Consider the following 18,550-nt stretch of genomic DNA (forward strand, 5'->3'; position numbering starts at 1 on the left):
GCGGCACCTCCATGTCCGCCACCGCCGTGGCCGCCAGCACCTCCCCGCCGCGGTGCCGCACGGCCGCCCGGGCGGTCACGTGGAGCGCGAAGCCAACGCGTCCACGTCCAACCCGCTGATCTTCCCCAATTGGTCTTCCACTTGGGACACGGTGAGTGGAATAAGTCTTGCGGCGTGGGCGTTGGAGGTTCACGGACTCGAGGGGGCGGGCTGATGGTCAGTGTGAGTGTGGAGACCGCGGAGCAGACGGAGTTGCGGCTGCGGCGGGTGATCGCCGAGGCTGATCTCGTCGTGCACGACGGGGTGTGGTGCTTCGAGGAGTTCCCCGCCGACGAGCCGCCGGTGGTGACGCCCGAGACCCTGGCTTACGTGCGGGACCGGGAGAGCTGGAGCCGGCTGGTTCCGTTGACCGGTGAGGTCGACGGGGTCGAGCGGTTCGGGATCTTCTCCTTCCACTTCGTCGACGGGTTGGACAACAGCGGGTTCGTCGGCTGGCTGGCCACGCGCCTCAAAGCGGAGCTGGGGACGGGCGTCTTCGTGGTGTGCGGGAGCAACCGGGGGCGCGGCGGCATCTACGACTACTGGGGCTGCCCCGTCGAGCTGCTGGACCAGGCCATCGCGGTCGTCGAAGCGCTACGGGCGGGCTGACGGCGGCCGCTCGAACGCGGAAGCGTGGTCGGCGGCCCAGTCGGCGAAGCGGCGGGGCGGGCGGCCGGTGACGTCCTCGACGGTCTCGGCCGTCATGTCGATCGGCCAGAGCACGGTCCACTCCAGGTCGCTCGCCGCGACGGCCTGTTCCACCGGGCCTTCGCCGGTGCCCAGGAGGGTGACCCGGCGGACCCCGGCCGCGGTCGCCAGCGCCACGATCGCAGGGCCGGTCGCGAGGGGCGCGTTGTCCTCCCCGGTCAGGGTGAGCAGGTGCATGGCGGTGACGCCGTCCGGCGCGGGCGCAAGGCTTTCGGGGGCGTTGAGGTCTCCGCGCACGACTTCCACCCCGGCGGGCAGGTCGGCGTTCGATTTCCTGGTCAACGCCCGCACCCGCACACCGCGGCCGACGAGCCGGTCGACGATCTTGCGCCCGGGGTTCCGGTGGCTCCGGTCACGAGGACCACGTCCGTGTGCTGTTCGACGGTGCTCATGATCGCGACCCTAGAAGGCTTCCAGGTCAGCTTCTGTCCTCGATGTCGACCGGGTTCAGCGGGGGATGGCCTCGATGCGGGACTTGTGGCGCTCGCCCCACTCGCCCAGCGGCAGGAGCGCGGTCATCAGGGAACGGCCGAAGTCGGTCAGCGAGTACTCGACCTTCGGCGGCACCTCGTGGTGCAGTTCGCGGTGCACCAGGCCGCTGGTCTCCAGCTCGCGGAGCTGGTTGATCAGCACCCGCTCGCTGATCCCGGGGACCGCCCGGCGCAGCTCGCCGAAGCGCAGCGTCGCGCTGTGCAGTTCCCACAGGATCAACGGCTTCCACTTCCCGCCCATCACGTCGATCGCCGCGTCCAGACCGCACGTGTACGTCCGGTGCTTCAACGCCAACCCCCCGACAAAAGAGTCAGTACCCGTCAAAAATGACGGTACTTGATCAACTCCCGCGGTGCTCCGAGCATGGGTTGCGACCCCAAGAGTCGGAGGGAACGCATGAATCGCACACCGGTCACGGTGATCGGGCTCGGCTCGATGGGTCGGGCGCTGGCGGAGGCGTTCGTCGCCGCCGGTCACCCGACCACCGTGTGGAACCGCACGCCGGGCAAGGTGCCGCCGGGCGCGGTGGCCGCCGGGTCCGCCGCCGAAGCGGTCGCGGCGAGCCCGTTGATCGTCGCCTGCCTGTCGCACTACGACGCCACAACGGAAGCGTTGGCGGACGCGGACCTGAGTGGACGGTCTGTGGTCACGCTCAACAGCGGCACCCCGTCCGGGGCGCGGCGGATGGGGGAGTGGGCGGTCGGGCGCAAAGCCCGGTTCCTCGACGGGGCGATCAAGAACGTCCCGGCGGCGGTCGGGGCCGCGGACACGCAGCTGTACTACAGCGGCGACGAGTCGGTGTACGCCGAGCACGAGGCCACGCTGCGGGTCCTCGGCGGCGACACCTCGTTGCTGGGCACGGACGTCGACCTGGCGAAGCTGTACGAGTACGCGGTCGGCGGCACGTTGCTGCCTGCCCTGCTCGGCTTCTTCCAGGGCGCGGCGCTGGTCACCGGGCGGGGGCGCACGGCCGCGTCGCTGGTGCCGCACACGGCCAAGTGGCTGGACATGATCGCCTCGGTGCTGCCGACCCTGGCCGACGAGATCGACCGGGGCGAGTACACCGACCCGCAGTCGTCGGTGGGGGTGTTCCACGACGCCGTCCCGTACGACCACGAAGTCACCGCCGAGGCCGGCCTGGACGTAAGCTGGCACCAGCCGATGCACGACCTGCTGCGGCGGGCCGTGGAGGAGGGTCGCCGCGACCAGAGCATCGCCGCGTTGGTGGAGTTGCTGCGCGAACCCGCCTAGCGGATCGCTTGGGGGAAGCGCAGGACGCCGTCCGGGTCGTACCGGCGGGCCACGGCGCGCAGCCTGGGGAGGTTGTGCCGGTACGCGGTGGTGGCCCAGTCGTCCTGGAGCGGGTCGAGGTAGTTGATGTACGTGCCGGTGCCGATCAGGTGCGCCAGGTCCGACTGCACCTGGTCCACCTCCCGGGTCACCTGCTCGACAGGCAGGGTGCCGACGGTGCCGAAGACCTCCACGGACGTCGGCGCGCCGCGGTGCGGGTAGGCGGTGTCGGTGGGGGGCCGGGTGGTCGAGCGCACCGCCCAGCGCTCCGATGATGAGGAGGGCACTTTCCTTGTCCCGCACCGTGTCCGCGATGGCCGCAGGGTCGTGCCACAAGCCCTCGGCGATGCGGGAGGAGGCGCGGAAGGCGTTGCGGGGCGGGTGGCCGCCGGTCATGATGCCGATCGCCGCGGGGTAGTCGACCTCCGCGTACTCCAGCGGCGCGTCGATGCCCGCGGTGGCGAGCAGGCGGGCGATCTCCGCGCGCAGCGGACCGGACGGGCCGACCGCGCAGCCCGTCAGGTCCACCGCACCGGACGGCGTTACCACGCAGACGCAGGAGATTTCCGGCGGCAACGCCACGCTCCACGGCTGCCAAGCGCCGAGCACGTCCGCCGCCGAACCGGCCGGGAACCGGACGCGGAACACGGTCAGCACCTTCGGCGCGGGCACCGTCGAGAACTCGAAGGAGGTGACCACGCCGAAGTTGCCGCCACCGCCGCCGCGCAACGCCCAGAACAGGTCCGGCGCACGGTCGGCTGCCGCCGTGACGCGCCGGCTGTCGACGGTGACCACCCGCGCCGACCGCAGCCAGTCGCACGTCAGGCCGTACGTTCTGTCCAGCCAGCCCAAACCGCCGCCCAGCGTGAACCCCGCGATCCCCACCGAAGGGCAGTTGCCCAGCGGCAGGCAGCGACCGGCGGCGGCGAGCGCGGCGTAGACGTCCCGCAGGCGGGCACCCGCGCCGACCACGGCGGTGCCGTCCGGGCGCACCTCGACACCGGCCATCGGCCCGAGGTCCACCACCAGGCCCTCGTGCGGCGTGGAGTACGCGGCGTAGCTGTGCCCGCCACCCCGGGTGGCCACCGGGATGCGGAACCGGCGCGCCTCCGCCAGGCAGTGCTGCACGTCCTCGGGCCGCACGCAGCGGGCGATCGCGGCGGGCCGGTGGTGGTCGAACAGCGAGTTGAACGGCAGCCGCGCGGTGTCGTAGCCGGTGTCGCCGGGCAGCAGCAGCTCACCGGACAGCCGGGCGCGCAACCTCGCCCACCGGCCGGCGGCGACGGCCTCGGGGTGTCCCGAGACCGCCGCCGCGCCGCTCGCTACCGCCGCACCGGCCCAGCGCAACACGCTCCGCCGGGATGGCGCCACGTTGACCTCCTGGCAAATCAGCCGGTCGTGCCGGTGACCGTGCTGCCCGACTTGGTGACGTAGTAGGTGACCCGCGCGCCACTCCAGTAGTGGAACGTGAGCGTAACCCGGGAGTTGTCGTTCACCTCGGCGAAGAACTCCGACGTCAGCGTAGTGGCACCATTGGTGTAGTTCGGCGCGAACGTCCGGTCGAACTCCTTGTACGACGTCCAGTTGTGCGGGCCGGCGTTGGTGCCGTCCGCGTACTTCGCCTCCATGGTGGCCAACAGGTCGCCCCGGAAGTTGGTCGGGATCGCGAAGGAACTCGTGGAACCGGTGGCGTTGCTCAACACCGGGGTGTCGTACGTGATGAGGTTGATCCGCCACGGCACGCCCTGCGAGAACCGGGCGTGCAGCACGGCGTTCGTGCCGTACGCCCGCGACCCGCTCAGCCTGGTCATCGCCGACGCGGTGAGCGTGAGCTGGTCGCCGGAGACGGTGTAGTCGGTGCCGCGCACCAGTTCCGTCGAGCCCTGGTACAGGCCCGCGAACGTGGTCCCGTTGAGGTTGAGCGCGAGGGTCTTCGCGGTGACGGCCGAGGACCGGGCGCTGAACACCTGGTCGGAGTACGCGGTGCCGGAACGGGTGGTCCAGCTGGACTTGATCTGGGCGATCAGTTCCGGGTCGCTCCACTGGAAGGACGTGCGGCCGAAGTGCTGGCCGTTGTCCCACAGCATCGTGGTGATCTTCCTGGCCCGCGCGTAGTACCCGAGGTACTCGAAGAACTTCAGCTTCTCGCCCTGCTGGATGGTGTTGATGTGCCGGTCGAAGCCGAGCAGGCCGTACTCGCCGAGGATCACCGGGATGCCCTTGGACACGAACGTGTTGTAGGCGCGGTCGAAGGTGTCGGTGAGGTCCTTCTGGGCGGTGGCGTCGAAGCGCGTGCCGCCGGCGACGTTGACGCTGAACGGCCAGTAGCCGTAGTTGTGGATCGTCGCGATCAGGTTCGGGTCGCGGTAGCCGTTGATGGACGTGGCCAGCGCGTCGAGCCGGGCCTGGTCGCCGGAGGTGTGCAGGGTGGGCAGCACGAGCAGGCGGGCGGCATTGTTGCCCCCGGACCGGCGGACGATGTCGCGGAACGACGTGTTCAGCTCGTGCAGCAACTGGTCGCCGCGGGTGGCGTCCACACCGGTGAACTGCGGCTCGTTGACGCTCTCGAAGACCAGGTTCGGCGAGGCGTCCCGGAACGCCGCCGCGAGCTGGGTCCAGGTCGCGTTGTAGCGGGCGAGGACGTTCGCGCGGTCGTTCGGCATGGCCGCGATCCACTGCCACGAGTCGTGGTGGATGTTGATCATCACCTGGAAGCCGTCCGCCAGCGCCCAGCCGACGACCTCCTTGACCCGGTTGAGGTAGGCGGCCTCGATGGTGTAGCCCGGCGCGCCGCCCTGGTGCTGGCCCCACGTCACCGGGATGCGGATGCTCTTGAAGCCCTGCGCCTTCACGTTGTCCAGCAACGCTTCCGTGATGCGCGGGTTGCCCCACGACGTCTCGTCGGACCCGGTCGCGTCCAGCGAGTTGCCGAGGTTCCAGCCCGGCTGCATCGCGGCCACCCGCTCCATCGCGTTGCCCGGCACCGGGTTCTGCGAAGTGGTCGTCGTGGTCGTCGTGGTGGTGGTCGTGGTGCCGCCGTCGCAGGTGACGCCGTTGAGGGCGAAGGACGACGGCGCGGTGTTGGCGCCCGTCCACGAACCGTTGAAGCCGAACGACACCGACCCGCCGGTGGCGATCACGGCGTTGTAGCCGACGTTGGTCGCCGTCGCCTGGCTGCCCGACGAGGTCACCGTCGCGTTCCACGCCTGGGTGACCTGCTGGCCGGACGGCCACGTCCACACCAGCTTCCAGCCGTCGACCCGGTCGCCCAGGTTGGTGATGTTCACGTTCGCGCTGAACCCGCCGGCCCACTGGTTGGCCACCGAGTAGTCGACCCGGCACCCCTGCGCCGCTTCCGCTTGGCCCACCGCCACCAGACCGGCGCTCGACGCCAGCGCGGTCACCCCGGCGACCAGCAACCCGACTTGACGGCGCACTCGCGCCCCGATGCGCATTCCCGCCATGACGCCCCTCGCAATCGTGCGACTACCGTCCTGAGGTTTCCCGGAAACCCGCGGCGGGGGCAAGGAATCGATGCGCTTCGACCAGTGCGGAAATTTCGTCGACGCGGAAATCGAATCGAAATCGACGAAAAGGAGTTCGACTCGGCCCGGACCTCCTCCGGGCGGCGCGCCGGGGTCGGTGCCGGCGGGTAGTGGCCACCCGACCATCAGAGGATTGATGTGAACGTGCACATGGCGCATACTCAGCGCCGCCAAGGGCCAGTCCACGACGAGAGAGGGAGTACGAGCGCGGTTTGTTAGCGCTCACTCAGCTACCGACCAACGTCGATCGGAGCCAGCATGAACCGGCGCACCCGGGTGCTCGCGCTGTCGTCACTCCTCGTCGCGTCGACCCTCGCCCTGCCCGCCGCGCCCGCCTCGGCGGACGCCACGTCCACCGTCGTCAACGGGCCGGCCGCGCCGTCACCGCCGGGTCCGTGGACCAAGCGCGGCGCGGTGCTCCAGAAGCGCCTGGACCTCGGCATCAAGGGCACCGGCCACCACTCGGTGGTCCAGGCGCCCGGCACCGACACCCGGTACGTGGCCTACCGCCGGTTCGCCGTCCCCTCGGGCAACGGCACCAACCGCGAGGTCACGATCGACCGCATGGTCTTCAACCCCGACGGCACCATCGCCCCGATCGTCCCCACCCTGTGATCCGAGGGAGAGAAACCATGCAACGAACACGGTCGCGGACGGCCGCGGTGCTGGCCACGGCGCTCGCGCTGCTCGTCACCCACCTGCTCGTCGGGGCGGGTCGCGCCTCGGCCGCCGATCCGTTCACCGGGTACCTGATGGCGCACTTCACCGGGGAGAGCGCCACCGGCGAGCAGATCTACCTGGCGCACAGCAAGGACGGCCTGCACTGGACCGACCTGAACAACGGCGCGCCGGCCCTGGTGTCCACTGTGGGCACTCGCGGCGTGCGGGACCCCGCGATCGTGCGTTCCCCCAGCGGTGACCGGTACTGGATCATCGCCACCGACCTGCGCATCGCCAGCGGCATCTCGTGGGACGACGCGGCGAACCGGGGCAGCACGTCCCTGGTCGTCTGGGAGTCCACGGACCTGGTGAACTGGTCCGCGCCCCGCCTGCTCAACGTGGCCGGCTCGATCCCCGGCGCGGGTGACGCTTGGGCGCCGGAGGCGATCTTCAACCCGGCGACCAACGACTACGTGATCTACTGGGCCACGAACGCGACCATCAACGGGGTCCGCAAGCACCGCATCCACTACGTGCGCACCAGCGACTTCCGGTCCGTCACCGCGCCCCAGGTCTACATCGACCGGCCGGGCACCCAGGGCATCATCGACACCCAGATCGTCGAGTCGCCCACCAGCGTCGGCGGGTTCCGCTACTACCGGGCGTCGGCCGACGGGCACATCACGATCGAGGGCAGCGACAGCGTGCTGGGCTCGTGGACCCGGATCGGCGACCTGTCGCACATGGGCATCTCCAACGGCACCGGCGGCGGCAACGTCGTCGAGGGGCCGATGTGGATGCCGTTCAACGGCCGCACCGAGTGGGCGCTGTGGCTGGACCAGTTCGCCACCGGCCGCGGGTACATGCCGATCACGTCCACCAACCTGGGCAGCACCAGGAACTTCCGCACCGTGTCCGACTACCGGCTCGGCGGCACCCGCAAGCGCCACGGCGGGATCATGGCCCTGACCGCGGTCGAGGAGAGCCGGGTGCTGGGCAAGTACGCGAGCGTGCCGGTCAACCGGCTCCAGTCGTTCAACTTCCAGGACCGGTACGTCCGGCACGCCGACTTCGACGTCCGCATCGACGCCAACGTCAGCCCCGCGGCGGACGCGCAGTTCCGGCTGGTGAAGGGCCTCGCGGACCCCGCCGCGGTGTCGATCATGTCGGTCAACTACCCCGGCTACTACCTGCGGCACCAGAACTACGACTTCGTCCTGGCCCCGGACGACGGCACCGCGCAGTTCCGGGCCGACGCGACCTTCCGCCAGGTGGCGGGGCTGGCCTCGACGTCGTGGAGTTCCTTCCAGTCCTACAACCACCCCGACCGCTACATCCGGCACTACGCCTACCAACTGCGGCTGGACCAGATCACCACCGCCGTCGCCCGCAGTGACGCCACGTTCCGCGTGACGACCTGATCCGGCCCGGGGTGGACGTCGTTCGGCGTCCACCCCTTCCCACCCCTTGAGGAGAAAACCCATGCACCGAAGTCTGCTAGCTGGGAAAGCGCTTACCTTGATGCGTCTGTTGGCGTTGCTGGTGCTGGCCGCCGGTCTGATGACCGCCGTCCCGGAGTCGGCGCGCGCGTCCACGAGCCAGTTCAAGGGCGTCAACTGGGCCGATCCCCGGGACAACTTCGTCAACGGCGTGCTCTACCTGTCCGGGCTCAGCGCCTCCGACACCTACGCGTCGGCCACCGTCGTCGCGAACCAGGTGGTCGGGCAGATGTACTCGATCACCGGCGCCAACACGGTCCGGATGCCGATCAACGAACCCACGGTCGCCGACTTCTGGGGCACCTACACGGGGGCGATCGACGCCGCGCTCACCAAGGGCAAGGTCATCCTCGCGTACTGGGCGCACACCGGTGGCAGGCCGCCGAACATGACCGCGTTCAACCAGATGTGGGACCGGGTGATTTCGCGGTACGGCAGCAACCCGAACGCCTACTTCGAGGTCATCAACGAGCCGCACGGGTACAGCACGACCGACCTGAACAACATGTACAACACGTGGCTGGGCCGGTACTCGTCGGTGCCGCGCGGCCGGGTGATCCTCGACGGGGCCGGGTTGGCGCAGAACGTGCCCGCGGTGGGCAACGACAGCCGGTTGAACGGCACGCTGCTGGCGGTCCACGACTACTCGTTCTTCGCCGGGTACGAGAGCGAAACCCAGTGGGCGGACCACATCGGCAGCTACATCGGCAACTTCGCCTCACGGACGATCGCCACCGAGTGGGGCGGCGCCATGAGCCCGGGCACCAAGAACGGCGTGTACTTCGACCGGGTTGATTACAGCGTGCCGAGCGGGTCGTACATGGCTGATTACATCCGCGGGGTCAGCAGCAAGTTGCGGAGCCTGGGGATGGGCAGCGTGTACTGGCCGGGGTTGCGGGACGGCGACTGGTACAGCCTGACCACGCGGACCGGGAGCGGGGCCGACACCAGGCTGTCGTTGACCAACGCGTCCGGCCTGCTGCGGCTCCACTATGCGTGGGGCATCGGGGACGGTGGTACGAACGTGGCCAAGATCCGCAACGTCGCCACGGGTTTGTACGTGGACGGCATGGGCGGCACCGCGAATGGATCGACCGCCGGTCAGCGGGCGGCGGGTACGGGTCTTGAGCAGCAGTGGATCATCGAGAACGCGGGCGCTTACGTGCGGATCAAGAACGCGGCCACCGGGCTGTACCTCGATGGCGCGGGCAACACTTCCAATGGTGCCAACGTGAGTCAGTGGGCGAGTAGTACCAGCAACAACCAGCAGTGGACCGTCGTGACCGGTGCCACCAATGGCAACGACGTCCGCATCCGCAACCGTGCCACGGGGTTGTACCTCGACGGGATGGGGCGGACGACGAGCGGCGCGAACCTGGGGCAGTGGAGCGACAGCAACAGCAACAACCAGAAGTGGCGGATCGTCCCGGCGAACTGACCACGTGCGGCTCGGGACCGCGCGCGGATCCGGAGATCATCGGCCGCGCGCGGTCCCGGGCTGGTTAGTGGTGTGCGGTTTCGGGCCGGCGGTTCGCGGCGGGTGGTTCCGGGCCGGCGGTTCGCCACGCGCCGACCTGGCGAGGCGGGTCGCCGCCCGCGCCTGCCCGCGCCCGCCCGGCCGCGAACCGCCGGGGGCCGGGAAGGTCCCGGCCCCCGACGTTGGTCAGTTGCGCAGGGTCCACTGCTGGTTGGCGCCGCCGCCGCACGACCACAGGATGATCCTGGTCCCGTTGGCGGTCGCGGCGCCGTTGGCGTCCAGGCACAGCCCGGACTGCACACCCGTGATGGTCCCGTTGGCGTTGACGTTCCACTGCTGGTTGGTCTGCCCGTTGCAGTCCCAGATCACCACCGCGGTGCCGTTGGTGGTGCCCTGGTTGCTGGCGTCCAGGCACTTGTTCCCGTACACCTGCAACTGCCTGCCCGCGGTGTGGGTGAAGCGCTGGTTGGTGCCGCCGTGGCAATCCCACAGCTGGGCCTGGGCGCCGTTGGCGGTGCTCGTGCCGCTGATGTCGACGCACCGGCCCGACTGGCCGCCGACGATCATGGACCCACCACCGGGCTGCGTGCCACCCTGCCGTCGGGCCAGCGACTTCGACTCGGCCGACCGAGCGCCCTGCGCGTCCACGACGTAGAGCCGGTAGTCACCGGAGGTCGTGGGGACCTCGATGGTCGTTGCCGTGCCGCCCGCCCTGGTCATCGTCGGGCCTACGGCGAAGTTGGTCGTCCCCGGGGGAGCCAGCCAGACGGTCTTGGTCGCATCGCCGGCGCTGCGGATCGGGATCGAGGTCGTGCCGCTGCCCACGTAGGTGCTGTCGGGGAGAACGTAGTCGGGCAACGACAGCAGGTTCGCGGGGATGATGTCCCGGTACGCGTCCTCCAAGCCGGAGTTCACGGCGATGCTGTGCGCGGGTGCGGGCCACACGTAATCAGACGACACGATGATGTCGTGGATGGTGCTGTTCGGCAGGTTCTTGTTGGAGACCTTGTTGATCGGCCCGTAGGTCTGGGTGATGCTCAGGTCGTGCTTGCGGCCGAAGTCGTCGGAGTTGACCATCCACGTGACGTTCTTGTCCACGCTCAGCACGTTGTCGCGGAACGTGATGTACGCCGAACCCTCGTCCGGGTGCAGTCCGTACTTGTGCCCGGACGGGACACCCTGGAGGTAGTTGTTGGTGATCGTGGTGTTCGGCTGGCTGCCCAGCGTGTAGATGGGCGCGGTGTCGTTGAGGCGTTGGACCGTGTCGATGATGTGGTTGTGGCTGATGGTGTTGTTCCGCGCGGTGGTCGTGGGGCGGTTGGGGACGATGGAGCCCGACGAGCCGTCGAAGTTCCACCAGCCCCAGCCCATCGTGATGCCGTTCCACGGGGCCTTTTCGATCCGGTTGCGCTGCACGGTCAGCGTGTCGACGAAGAACGCGGAGATCGGGCTGTGGCCGTTGAACAACACCGCGCTGTCGTACAGGTAGTTGTTCTTGATCTCGATGTTCTTCGGCAGTCCCTCGACCTGCGGGGAGTACTTCTCGCGGTTGGACGACGTGTGGTCGCCGATGTAGACGTGCTGCGGGTGGCCCACGTTGATGGCGGACCCGCCGACGTCGTTGGTGAAGTTTCCGATCAATTGGGTGTTTTGAACGTCGTTGACCAACGTGATGGCATCGACTCCCGTGTGCTGCACGCGGTTGCGTAGCAACTGGATGCCGTCGGCGTTCTCCACCTGGATCGCGCCCGGCGCGGTGTCGACGTTGCGGTAGTGGTAGACGTGGAAGTTGCCCTTGACGTACGCGGTGTTGCCCAGGTTGCCCTGCTGGGCCTGCTTGAACACCGAACCGGCGACGTTGAACAGGTTCCAGTCGGAGTGCTGGACCGTGATGCCGGAGAACGTGATGTTGCGGACGTGGTTGGTCGTCGACGTGCCGGCGACCCGGAGCAGGGTGGACACGTTGTTGGGCGCGTAGACCGTCGCGGTCGCCATGTTCTCGGCGGCGGCCTTGTAGTAGTAGACGGTCTGGGCGGCCCGGTCGAAGTAGAACTCGCCCGGCGTGTCCAGGAACTCGTAGGCGTTCATGAACTTGTGGCTGCCGCCGACCTGGAAGTTGCCGTTGAACGCCCCCTGGGCGATCGCCCCGCCCGGCTGCTGGAACAGCGCGACCCGGCCGGAGCCGTCACTGGTGACCTGGCGGACGCCCACGATGGCGGTCTGCCACGTCGTCGCCGTCTCGATTTCGAGGTCGTCGGTGTTGCGGGAGATGGCGGGCAGGTCGGCCGTGGAGTACCTGGCACCGTCGCACTGCGAGCCGGACTCCCACGCCCACGGGGCCTGGCCGGCGTTGACGTTGTACGTGCCGTAGCAGCCCTGGGACGCGATCGTCTTGGTGGCCATGACGGCGCGCTTGTCGTTGACGTAGAGCGCCCGCAGCTTGTTGGCGCGGGTGAGCGGGGCCTTCCAGATGTTGCCGCTGTGCTGCGTCCAGCCGGTGACCTGGACGCCGCCGTTGAGGACCGGCGTTTCGTTGGGGTAGGCCGAGTACAGGACCCGGTGGCCGTTGGTGCCCGAGTCGCTGGGCGTCAGTTCGATGGTGCTGGTCACGGGGTAGTTGCCCCCGCGGAGGTAGACCTGGATGTCGCCCGTCATGTTCGCGTTGATGGTGCGGACGGCGTCGCGGGCGCGTTGGACGGTGCGGAACGGCGCGGTGATCGTCCCGGGGTCGGCGTCGTTGCCGTTGGGGGCCACGTAGAACGTCGCCTGGACGGCGGCCGAGGCCTCGGGCGGGCTCGCCGTGGTTGGTAGCAGCGCGGCGGACACGAGCACCGCCAGCGCGGTCAACGACCTCGCGGCGGTAGCGGCTGATCTCACCTTGTCTTTCCCTTCGCTTGACGCAGGCGGCCGAGGTGGCGGTGGGTCCCGGTGCGCGCAGGGTGGACATGCGGTCGGCAGCCGGTACCAAGACCAGGGCGCCGGCGCCTTCCGGCAAGCTAGCCGGCCGCGGCAGCCTGGGCAATGTCCGGTTTCTGCCAACTTGTTAACGCTCACTTCGGTACGGGATCACGACCTGAGCGAACGGCGCGGCGTTCGGTACTGTGCCGATCAGCGGAAACGGTGATAACCGCTCGTTCAGACCAGTGAACCGCGAGCCTCGCGCGTGACGGTTGTGAGCGTAACCATCGGGCGGGCCGGCGGAGGTGCGATGAGGCGACGGGACGGTGTTCCGCAGGCGTGGCCCGGTCGGTGGTTCCGCACCAGCTCACCGGTCCTCATCGGGCGCGGCGAGCACCTGGCCGTGCTGCGGGAGGCCGTGGCCCGCCGTCCCGCGGTCGTCCTGCTGGAGGGCGAGGCGGGGGTGGGCAAGAGCAGGCTGGTCGCCGAACTGCTCGGGGGCGACCTGGGCGGGGTGCTGCCGTTGGTCGGCCACTGCCACCAGGTCGGCGAGCCGTTCTCCTACGGGGCGCTGCTGGAGGCGTTGCGGGGCGTGGGGCCGGTGTTGGCCCGGCGAGGGGAGTTGAACCCGGTGATCGGGGCGCTGGCACCGCTGCTGCCGGAGATCGCCGCCGACCTGCCGCCGCCGTTGCCGCCGATCGGCGATCCCCGGGCGGAGCGGCACCGGCTGTTCCGGGCCGTGCGGGAACTCCTCGCTGGGCTGGGGCCGGCGTTGCTGCTGGTCGAAGACCTGCACTGGGCCGACGACGGGACCCGGCAACTGCTGCGGTTCCTGGCCGGTGGTCCGCCGGCCGATCTCGGCATGGTGCTGACGTACCGGCGGGAGGATTTGCCCGGGGGGAGCCCCCTGGGCGCGGAGTTCCGGTCCGCCGCCGGTGGGCTGGTGGCTGTGCTGGAAGTGGAGCCGCTGGACGTGGACGGGGTGGGGCGGCTGACCGAGGCGATCCTTGGCGCACAAGGGGTGTCGGCGGAGTTCGCGGCGCTGTTGCACGAGCGGACCGCCGGTATCCCGTTCGTGGTGGAGGAGACGTTACGGGCCTTGCGTGACCCGGCGGGGGCGGTGCAGGCGGGTAGCGCGCGGGCCAGGCGGTTGCTCGACGCGGTCAAGGTGCCGGTGTTGCTGCGGGATGCGATGGCCGATCGCCTGGCCACCCTGCCCGCGGACACCGTCCGCCTGGTCGAGGCGGCGGCGGTGCTCGGCACGCCCGCGCCCGCCGCGTTGCTGGCTCAGGTGAGCGGTGTCCCGGATGACGAGACGCCGACTGCGCTGGCGCACGCCCTCGACGGGCACGTGCTGCACGAAGTGGGGGAGGGGTACGGGTTCCGGCACATGTTGGCCCGCCAGGCCGTCTACGACACGATCACGGCTCCGGAGCGCGTCGCCCTGCACGACCGGGCCGTGGACGCGCTGGAGCGCGTGCAGCCGCGTCCGCTGGTGCAACTCGCCGAGCACAGCGAGCGCGCGGGGCGGGCGGCGGCCTGGTGCGCCTACGGCGAGGCGGCGGCCGACCGGGCCATCGACGCCGGTGACGCGGCGACCGCGACCACGTTGCTCCAGCGGCTGCTCGCGGTGCCGGTGCTGCCCGCCGACGTGGTCGACCGGCTGGCGATCAAGCTCGGGCGCATCGCCAACACCGGGTTGGACCAGCGCGACCCGACCGGGACGCTGGAGCGGTTGCTCGCTGACCCGCGGCTGGCCACGCCGGTGCGCGGCGAGGTGCGGCTGTACCGGGCGCTGCTGCTGGTCCGCCGGATCGGGCACATCCGGGAGGGGCGGGCCGAACTCGAACGCGCGATCGTAGAACTGGCCGACCGACCGGATCTGGTCGCCCGCGCCACCGCGGCGTTGTCCATGCCGTACTTGGGTACCGCCCCGCCGGAGGAGTTGGCCCGGTGGCGGCAGCAGACGGAGTCGCACCGGGTTGTAGCGGCCGGCGAACTGCGGATCGCCTTGCTGGCCAATGAGGTCGGGGCGCGGCTGCACCAGGGGCAGCTTGAGTGGCTGGCCGAGGTGCCGGGGGACGCGGACACGCTGGGCGGGCAGCAGCACCTTGCCCGGTTGCGGTGCAACGTCGCTGATGCGTGTGTGTGGCTGGGGCACTTGGAGTTGGGTGCTCGGTTCCTGCACGACGGGTTGGCGCTGGCGGCGAGCAGCGGTGCGCCGTTCGTGGTGAGCACTGGCCGGACGACCGAGGCGCGGTTGGACTGGATCACGGGGCGGTGGTCGGGGCTGGCGCAGCGGGCGCGCGGGTTGGTCGAGGAGTACCGGGACGTGACCAGCATGGCGTGCGAGCTGGAGTTGGTGCTGGGGTGGCTGGCTGCGGCGCGGGGGGACCGGGTGGCGGCGGCTGGGCACTTCGGTCGGACCGGGGCGCACGACCCGGCGGACGCGATCCTGCCGGTGGCGATCAGCGGGGCGGCGGGGTTGGCGTCGATCCTGTTGGAGCGGGGCGCGGTGGGTGAGGCGGTGGGGGAGGTGGAGCGGGCGCTGGCTGCGGTGCGGCGGACGGGGTGTTGGCCGTGGGTCGGGTTCCTGGTGCCGGTCGCCGTTGCGGTTTGGGTGGCGGCTGGGCGGGGTGGTGAGGCGGGGCGGCTGGTGGACGAGGTTGTTGAGGGGGTCGGGGCTCGGGACGTGCCTGCTGTGCTTGCTGCGGTGGCGCAGTGCCGAGGGGTGTTGGCCCGGGAGCGGGGGGACGATGTTGCGGCTGTCGGGCATTTTCGGGATGCGGTTGCGGGGTACGAGGCTATGTCTGCGCCGTACTTCGCGGCGTTGGCCAGGGAGCATGAGGCGTTGCTGACGCCGTCTGTGGACGTGTTCAGGGACCTGGCGGCGTCCTTCGATGCTCTTGGTGCGTCGAAGGACGCCGCCAGGTGTCGTCACGCGCTGCACACCCTCGGCGGTGCGGGACCGGCTCGGCGGGGACGGCGTGGGTACGGCAACGAGCTGTCGCCCCGGGAGGTCGAGATCGCGCGCTTGGTCGCGGCTGGTCGGACCAATCGGGCGATCGCCGAGGAGTTGTTCCTGTCCTCGCGGACGGTCGAGCAGCACGTGGCACGACTGTTCCGCAAGCTCGGCATCACCTCCCGCGCCCAACTGCGGGCCGACCGCCTCGACTGACGTGCCCCGGTCAGTAGTACTGGGCGAAGCAGAAGGTCAGTGAGCCGTAGACGTTGCACTGGATCTGCTTGGTCGTGCTGCCCTTGCCGCCCGTTCGGTCGGTCACGACGAGTTGCGGGGTGTAGGTGGCCGTTCGGGGCGGGTAGGTGTGCTGGAGCTTGACGCCGGTGCCGGTCGTCCCGTCGCCGAAGTTCCAGGTGTAGGTGGCGATGTCGCCGTCCGGGTCGGTCGACGCGGTGGCGTCGAAGTCGCACCTGGCCTGGTAGCAGTACACGGTGAACGACGCGGTCGGGGGCTGGGGGCCGGCTTGGACACGCCTTGACGTGGTCGCCGTCTTGCCGGTGTTGTCGGTGACCGTGAGCTTCGCGGTGTAGGCGCCGGGTGTGTTGTAGGTGTGGGCGGGCTTGATGCCGGTGCCGGTGGTGCCGTCGCCGAACTCCCAGGCGTAGGAGGAGATCGAGCCGTCGGGGTCGGTCGAGGCGGAGGCGTCGAAGGTGCAGGACGGGGTGGTCGACGAGCAGGTTGCGGTGAACGAGGCCTTGGGGGCGCCGGGGTCGTGGGTGCCCAGGTCGTCCACGTACAGCAGGCGGTTGGGTGAGTCCTTCGGGTCGGTGACCTTGTTGGTGGTCGCGGTGTCGAGGACCTTGGCGTTGGCGTCGGCCACCGCGATGCCCGGGGTGGCGCTGGTCGCGAGAACCAGACCGCCCGCCACGTGCGGGGTCGCCATCGACGTGCCGCTCATCTGGCCGGTGCCGCCGCCCCGGGTGGAGGACGTGATGGAGGTGCCCGGTGCGAACAGTTCGACGCAGCTGCCGTAGTTGGACGCGGAGTTGCTGCTCCACACGCTGCGCTTGTCCGCGCTGTCGGTCGCGCCGACGGTCAGCACGCCCTCCGCGGCCGCCGGGCTGTAGTTGCAGGCGTTCTGGCCGGCGTTGCCCGCCGCGACCGCCCACGCGACACCCGCCTTGACCGAGTTGGCCACGGCGGTGTCCACCGACGTGGTCCGGCTGCCGCCCAGGCTCATGTTGCCCACGGCGGCGGTCGGGGCGTTGCGGGTGACCCAGTCGATGCCCGCGATGATCTTGTCCCACGGGCCGCTGGAGTTGCAGTCCAGCACGCGGACCGAGACCAGCTCGACGTTCTTGGCCACGCCGTGGGTCCGGCCCCCGATCGTGCCCGCCACGTGGGTGCCGTGGCCGTGGCAGTCGCTCGCGTCGCTGTCGTTGTCGATGAAGTCGTAGCCGCTGGTCGCCCGGCCGCCGAAGTCGGGGTGGTTGAAGTCGACGCCGGTGTCCAGGACGTACGCTTTGACGCCGGAACCGTCGTTCGGCGCGGTGAAGGCGTTGTCCAGCGGCAGGTCCCGCTGGTCGACGCGGTCCAGGCCCCAGATCTCGGTCGCGTGCGCCATGGCGTTCTGCTCGACGTGGCGCACGGCCGGGTCGGCGGCCAATCGGCGGGCTTGCCGCTCTGTCATGCGCACCGAGAAGCCGTGCAGGGCGGCGGAGTAGATCTGCGAGACGGTTCCGTCGTACTGCTCGGCCAGGTTGGTCGCCATCGTGGACACAGCCGGCGTTTCGTGCAGGGTGACGATGTAGCTGCCGTCGATGGCGCCCGGTGCGCCGGTGCCGAGCACCTGGCCTTCGGCCGCGTGTGCGACGCTGACGCCGTTGAGCGTCAGCGCGATGGTCGAGGCCAGGCCGGCGCACAGGCCGGCCACCCGCTTGCTCCCGTGTGACATGCGAACCCAATCTCCTTCGGCCGTGGTCCACCCAGCATCGGCGCCGCGCCCGACCGAACAATTGGTATCGCGTCCTATTGCGTATACGGGTTTTTTGCTACGACGACCACCAGGAGAAGCCGTCGTCTCCGCGCGGCCCGCCCTCGACCACGTCCAGCGCCTCCTCGACGGTGGCGCACAACCCCAGCAGCCCGTCCACTTCGGTCACCCGCATCGGCCGCACCAGCGTGCGCGCACCCGCCACGACCGCGAACCCGGCCGCCGACCGCTCGGCGTGCTCCCGCACCTCGACCAGCACGGCGATGCCCATCGACCCCAGGAACGGCACACCCGCCAGGTCCACCACCAGCCCGTCCGGCCCATCGGCCAGGCACGCGAGGAGTTGCCCCCGGACCTGCTCGCACGTGCCGGTCTCGATCTCACCCCGGACCTTCGCGAACACCACACCCCGGCGCTTGGTGACCGCGACCGACACCGACTCCCGATCGCGGCGCGCCGTGCTCAGGTGGTGCCTCCCGAGCGGGACGTCCCTTCGCAAGGCGACTCCTCTCCGGATACGGCGGTTACTCAACGCACCGTCCACCCTCGCCCCCTCCGAGCGGTAGAGGACGGTCGGGTGAAGCAACCGTCCCGGCGATGCCCGTCGGGCATCGCCGCAGGTCTTGGACGTGGGCCGACCTGTACGGACACGATCGCGGCATGACCGACTCAACGAAATCCGGGCCGCCGGGCGCGGTCGGGCGGGTGACCCGCCGGTCCCTGTTGGCCGGTGCCGGTGTCGCGCCGACCGGCGTGCGCACGGCGATGGTGTTGAACGAGGCCACCTACCGGTGGGCGGGCGGCACGGGTCCGGAGGACTTGGAGCGGGCGTTGCGGTCCTGCAACACCCAGCCGGTCGGCCTGATCGAGCCCGAGGACGTGGCCGACGCCATCACGTTCCTTGTTTCACCCAATGCCCGCTACATCTCCGGCACCGTCCTGGACGTGACCGCCGGTGCCAGCACCCGCTGGAGTTCCTGAGGAGCA

At 70.0% G+C, this 18,550-nt stretch carries 15 protein-coding genes and 1 pseudogene; 8 read left to right on the top strand and 8 right to left on the bottom strand.

Features of this window, described 5'->3' with window-relative positions:
• The first annotated feature begins 213 nt into the window (after positions 1–213).
• Positions 214–648 (top strand): DUF6196 family protein, encoded by a 435-nt coding sequence (locus RIN75_RS16470; RefSeq protein ID WP_309112806.1) that lies wholly within the window; start codon positions 214–216, stop codon positions 646–648.
• Here RIN75_RS16470 and RIN75_RS16475 read toward each other — a convergent pair.
• Together RIN75_RS16475 and RIN75_RS16480 are read right to left on the bottom strand one after the other, a co-directional pair.
• Entirely contained in the window at positions 634–1,029 is a 396-nt protein-coding gene (locus RIN75_RS16475) for an NmrA family NAD(P)-binding protein (RefSeq protein WP_309112807.1), read from the bottom strand. The two genes, RIN75_RS16470 and RIN75_RS16475, sit on opposite strands and share 15 nt — an antisense overlap.
• 165 nt (positions 1,030–1,194) lie before the next feature.
• Positions 1,195–1,527: a helix-turn-helix domain-containing protein gene (locus tag RIN75_RS16480; RefSeq protein WP_309112869.1), complete on the bottom strand. Its 333-nt coding sequence runs from the start codon at positions 1,525–1,527 to the stop codon at positions 1,195–1,197.
• Positions 1,528–1,635: 108 nt separating this feature from the next.
• On the opposite strand from RIN75_RS16480, the gene RIN75_RS16485 reads away from it, so the two are divergent.
• Entirely contained in the window at positions 1,636–2,490 is an 855-nt protein-coding gene (locus tag RIN75_RS16485) for an NAD(P)-binding domain-containing protein (protein WP_309112808.1), read from the top strand.
• Here the strand turns inward: RIN75_RS16485 and RIN75_RS16490 are convergent.
• A complete protein-coding gene (locus tag RIN75_RS16490) occupies positions 2,487–2,786 on the bottom strand; it encodes a BBE domain-containing protein (RefSeq protein WP_309112809.1) in 300 nt (99 codons plus the stop codon). The two genes, RIN75_RS16485 and RIN75_RS16490, sit on opposite strands and share 4 nt — an antisense overlap.
• 191 nt (positions 2,787–2,977) lie before the next feature.
• Between RIN75_RS16490 and RIN75_RS16495 the strand changes: the two genes are divergently transcribed.
• Complete coding sequence (locus RIN75_RS16495; RefSeq protein ID WP_309112810.1) at positions 2,978–3,469, top strand: hypothetical protein; 492 nt, start codon at positions 2,978–2,980, stop codon at positions 3,467–3,469.
• Here the strand turns inward: RIN75_RS16495 and RIN75_RS16500 are convergent.
• Positions 3,355–3,900: pseudogene (locus RIN75_RS16500) on the bottom strand (FAD-binding oxidoreductase); the annotation flags it as partial. The gene RIN75_RS16495 and the pseudogene RIN75_RS16500 overlap by 115 nt on opposite strands.
• 17 nt (positions 3,901–3,917) lie before the next feature.
• Complete coding sequence (locus RIN75_RS16505) at positions 3,918–5,966, bottom strand: cellulase family glycosylhydrolase (protein ID WP_309112811.1); 2,049 nt, start codon at positions 5,964–5,966, stop codon at positions 3,918–3,920.
• Between the two features lie 366 nt (positions 5,967–6,332).
• Between RIN75_RS16505 and RIN75_RS16510 the strand changes: the two genes are divergently transcribed.
• The 3 genes from RIN75_RS16510 (at position 6,333) to RIN75_RS16520 (ending at position 9,671) form a co-directional block, all read left to right on the top strand.
• Positions 6,333–6,689, top strand: coding sequence for a family 43 glycosylhydrolase (locus RIN75_RS16510; protein ID WP_309112812.1), 357 nt, complete (start codon positions 6,333–6,335; stop codon positions 6,687–6,689).
• A gap of 17 nt (positions 6,690–6,706) precedes the next feature.
• Positions 6,707–8,155: a glycoside hydrolase family 43 protein gene (locus tag RIN75_RS16515; RefSeq protein WP_309112813.1), complete on the top strand. Its 1,449-nt coding sequence runs from the start codon at positions 6,707–6,709 to the stop codon at positions 8,153–8,155.
• A gap of 100 nt (positions 8,156–8,255) precedes the next feature.
• Positions 8,256–9,671: an RICIN domain-containing protein gene (locus RIN75_RS16520; RefSeq protein WP_309112814.1), complete on the top strand. Its 1,416-nt coding sequence runs from the start codon at positions 8,256–8,258 to the stop codon at positions 9,669–9,671.
• 225 nt (positions 9,672–9,896) lie between these two features.
• Here RIN75_RS16520 and RIN75_RS16525 read toward each other — a convergent pair whose 3' ends face one another.
• Positions 9,897–12,587 (bottom strand): RICIN domain-containing protein, encoded by a 2,691-nt coding sequence (locus RIN75_RS16525; protein ID WP_309112815.1) that lies wholly within the window; start codon positions 12,585–12,587, stop codon positions 9,897–9,899.
• 331 nt (positions 12,588–12,918) lie between these two features.
• On the opposite strand from RIN75_RS16525, the gene RIN75_RS16530 reads away from it, so the two are divergent.
• Complete coding sequence (locus RIN75_RS16530; protein WP_309112816.1) at positions 12,919–15,786, top strand: AAA family ATPase; 2,868 nt, start codon at positions 12,919–12,921, stop codon at positions 15,784–15,786.
• Between the two features lie 10 nt (positions 15,787–15,796).
• Here the strand turns inward: RIN75_RS16530 and RIN75_RS16535 are convergent, their stop codons facing one another.
• Entirely contained in the window at positions 15,797–17,524 is a 1,728-nt protein-coding gene (locus RIN75_RS16535) for a S8 family serine peptidase (RefSeq protein ID WP_309112817.1), read from the bottom strand.
• 97 nt (positions 17,525–17,621) lie between these two features.
• Positions 17,622–18,062 carry an STAS domain-containing protein gene (locus RIN75_RS16540; RefSeq protein ID WP_309112818.1) on the bottom strand — a complete coding sequence of 147 codons (441 nt, stop codon included), beginning with the start codon at positions 18,060–18,062 and terminating at the stop codon, positions 17,622–17,624.
• Positions 18,063–18,223: 161 nt separating this feature from the next.
• Between RIN75_RS16540 and RIN75_RS16545 the strand changes: the two genes are divergently transcribed.
• Entirely contained in the window at positions 18,224–18,544 is a 321-nt protein-coding gene (locus RIN75_RS16545) for an SDR family oxidoreductase (RefSeq protein ID WP_309112819.1), read from the top strand.
• Positions 18,545–18,550: the final 6 nt, after the last annotated feature.

Origin of the sequence: Saccharothrix sp. (assembly GCF_031180885.1) — a bacterium.
GTDB lineage: Bacteria > Actinomycetota > Actinomycetes > Mycobacteriales > Pseudonocardiaceae > Actinosynnema.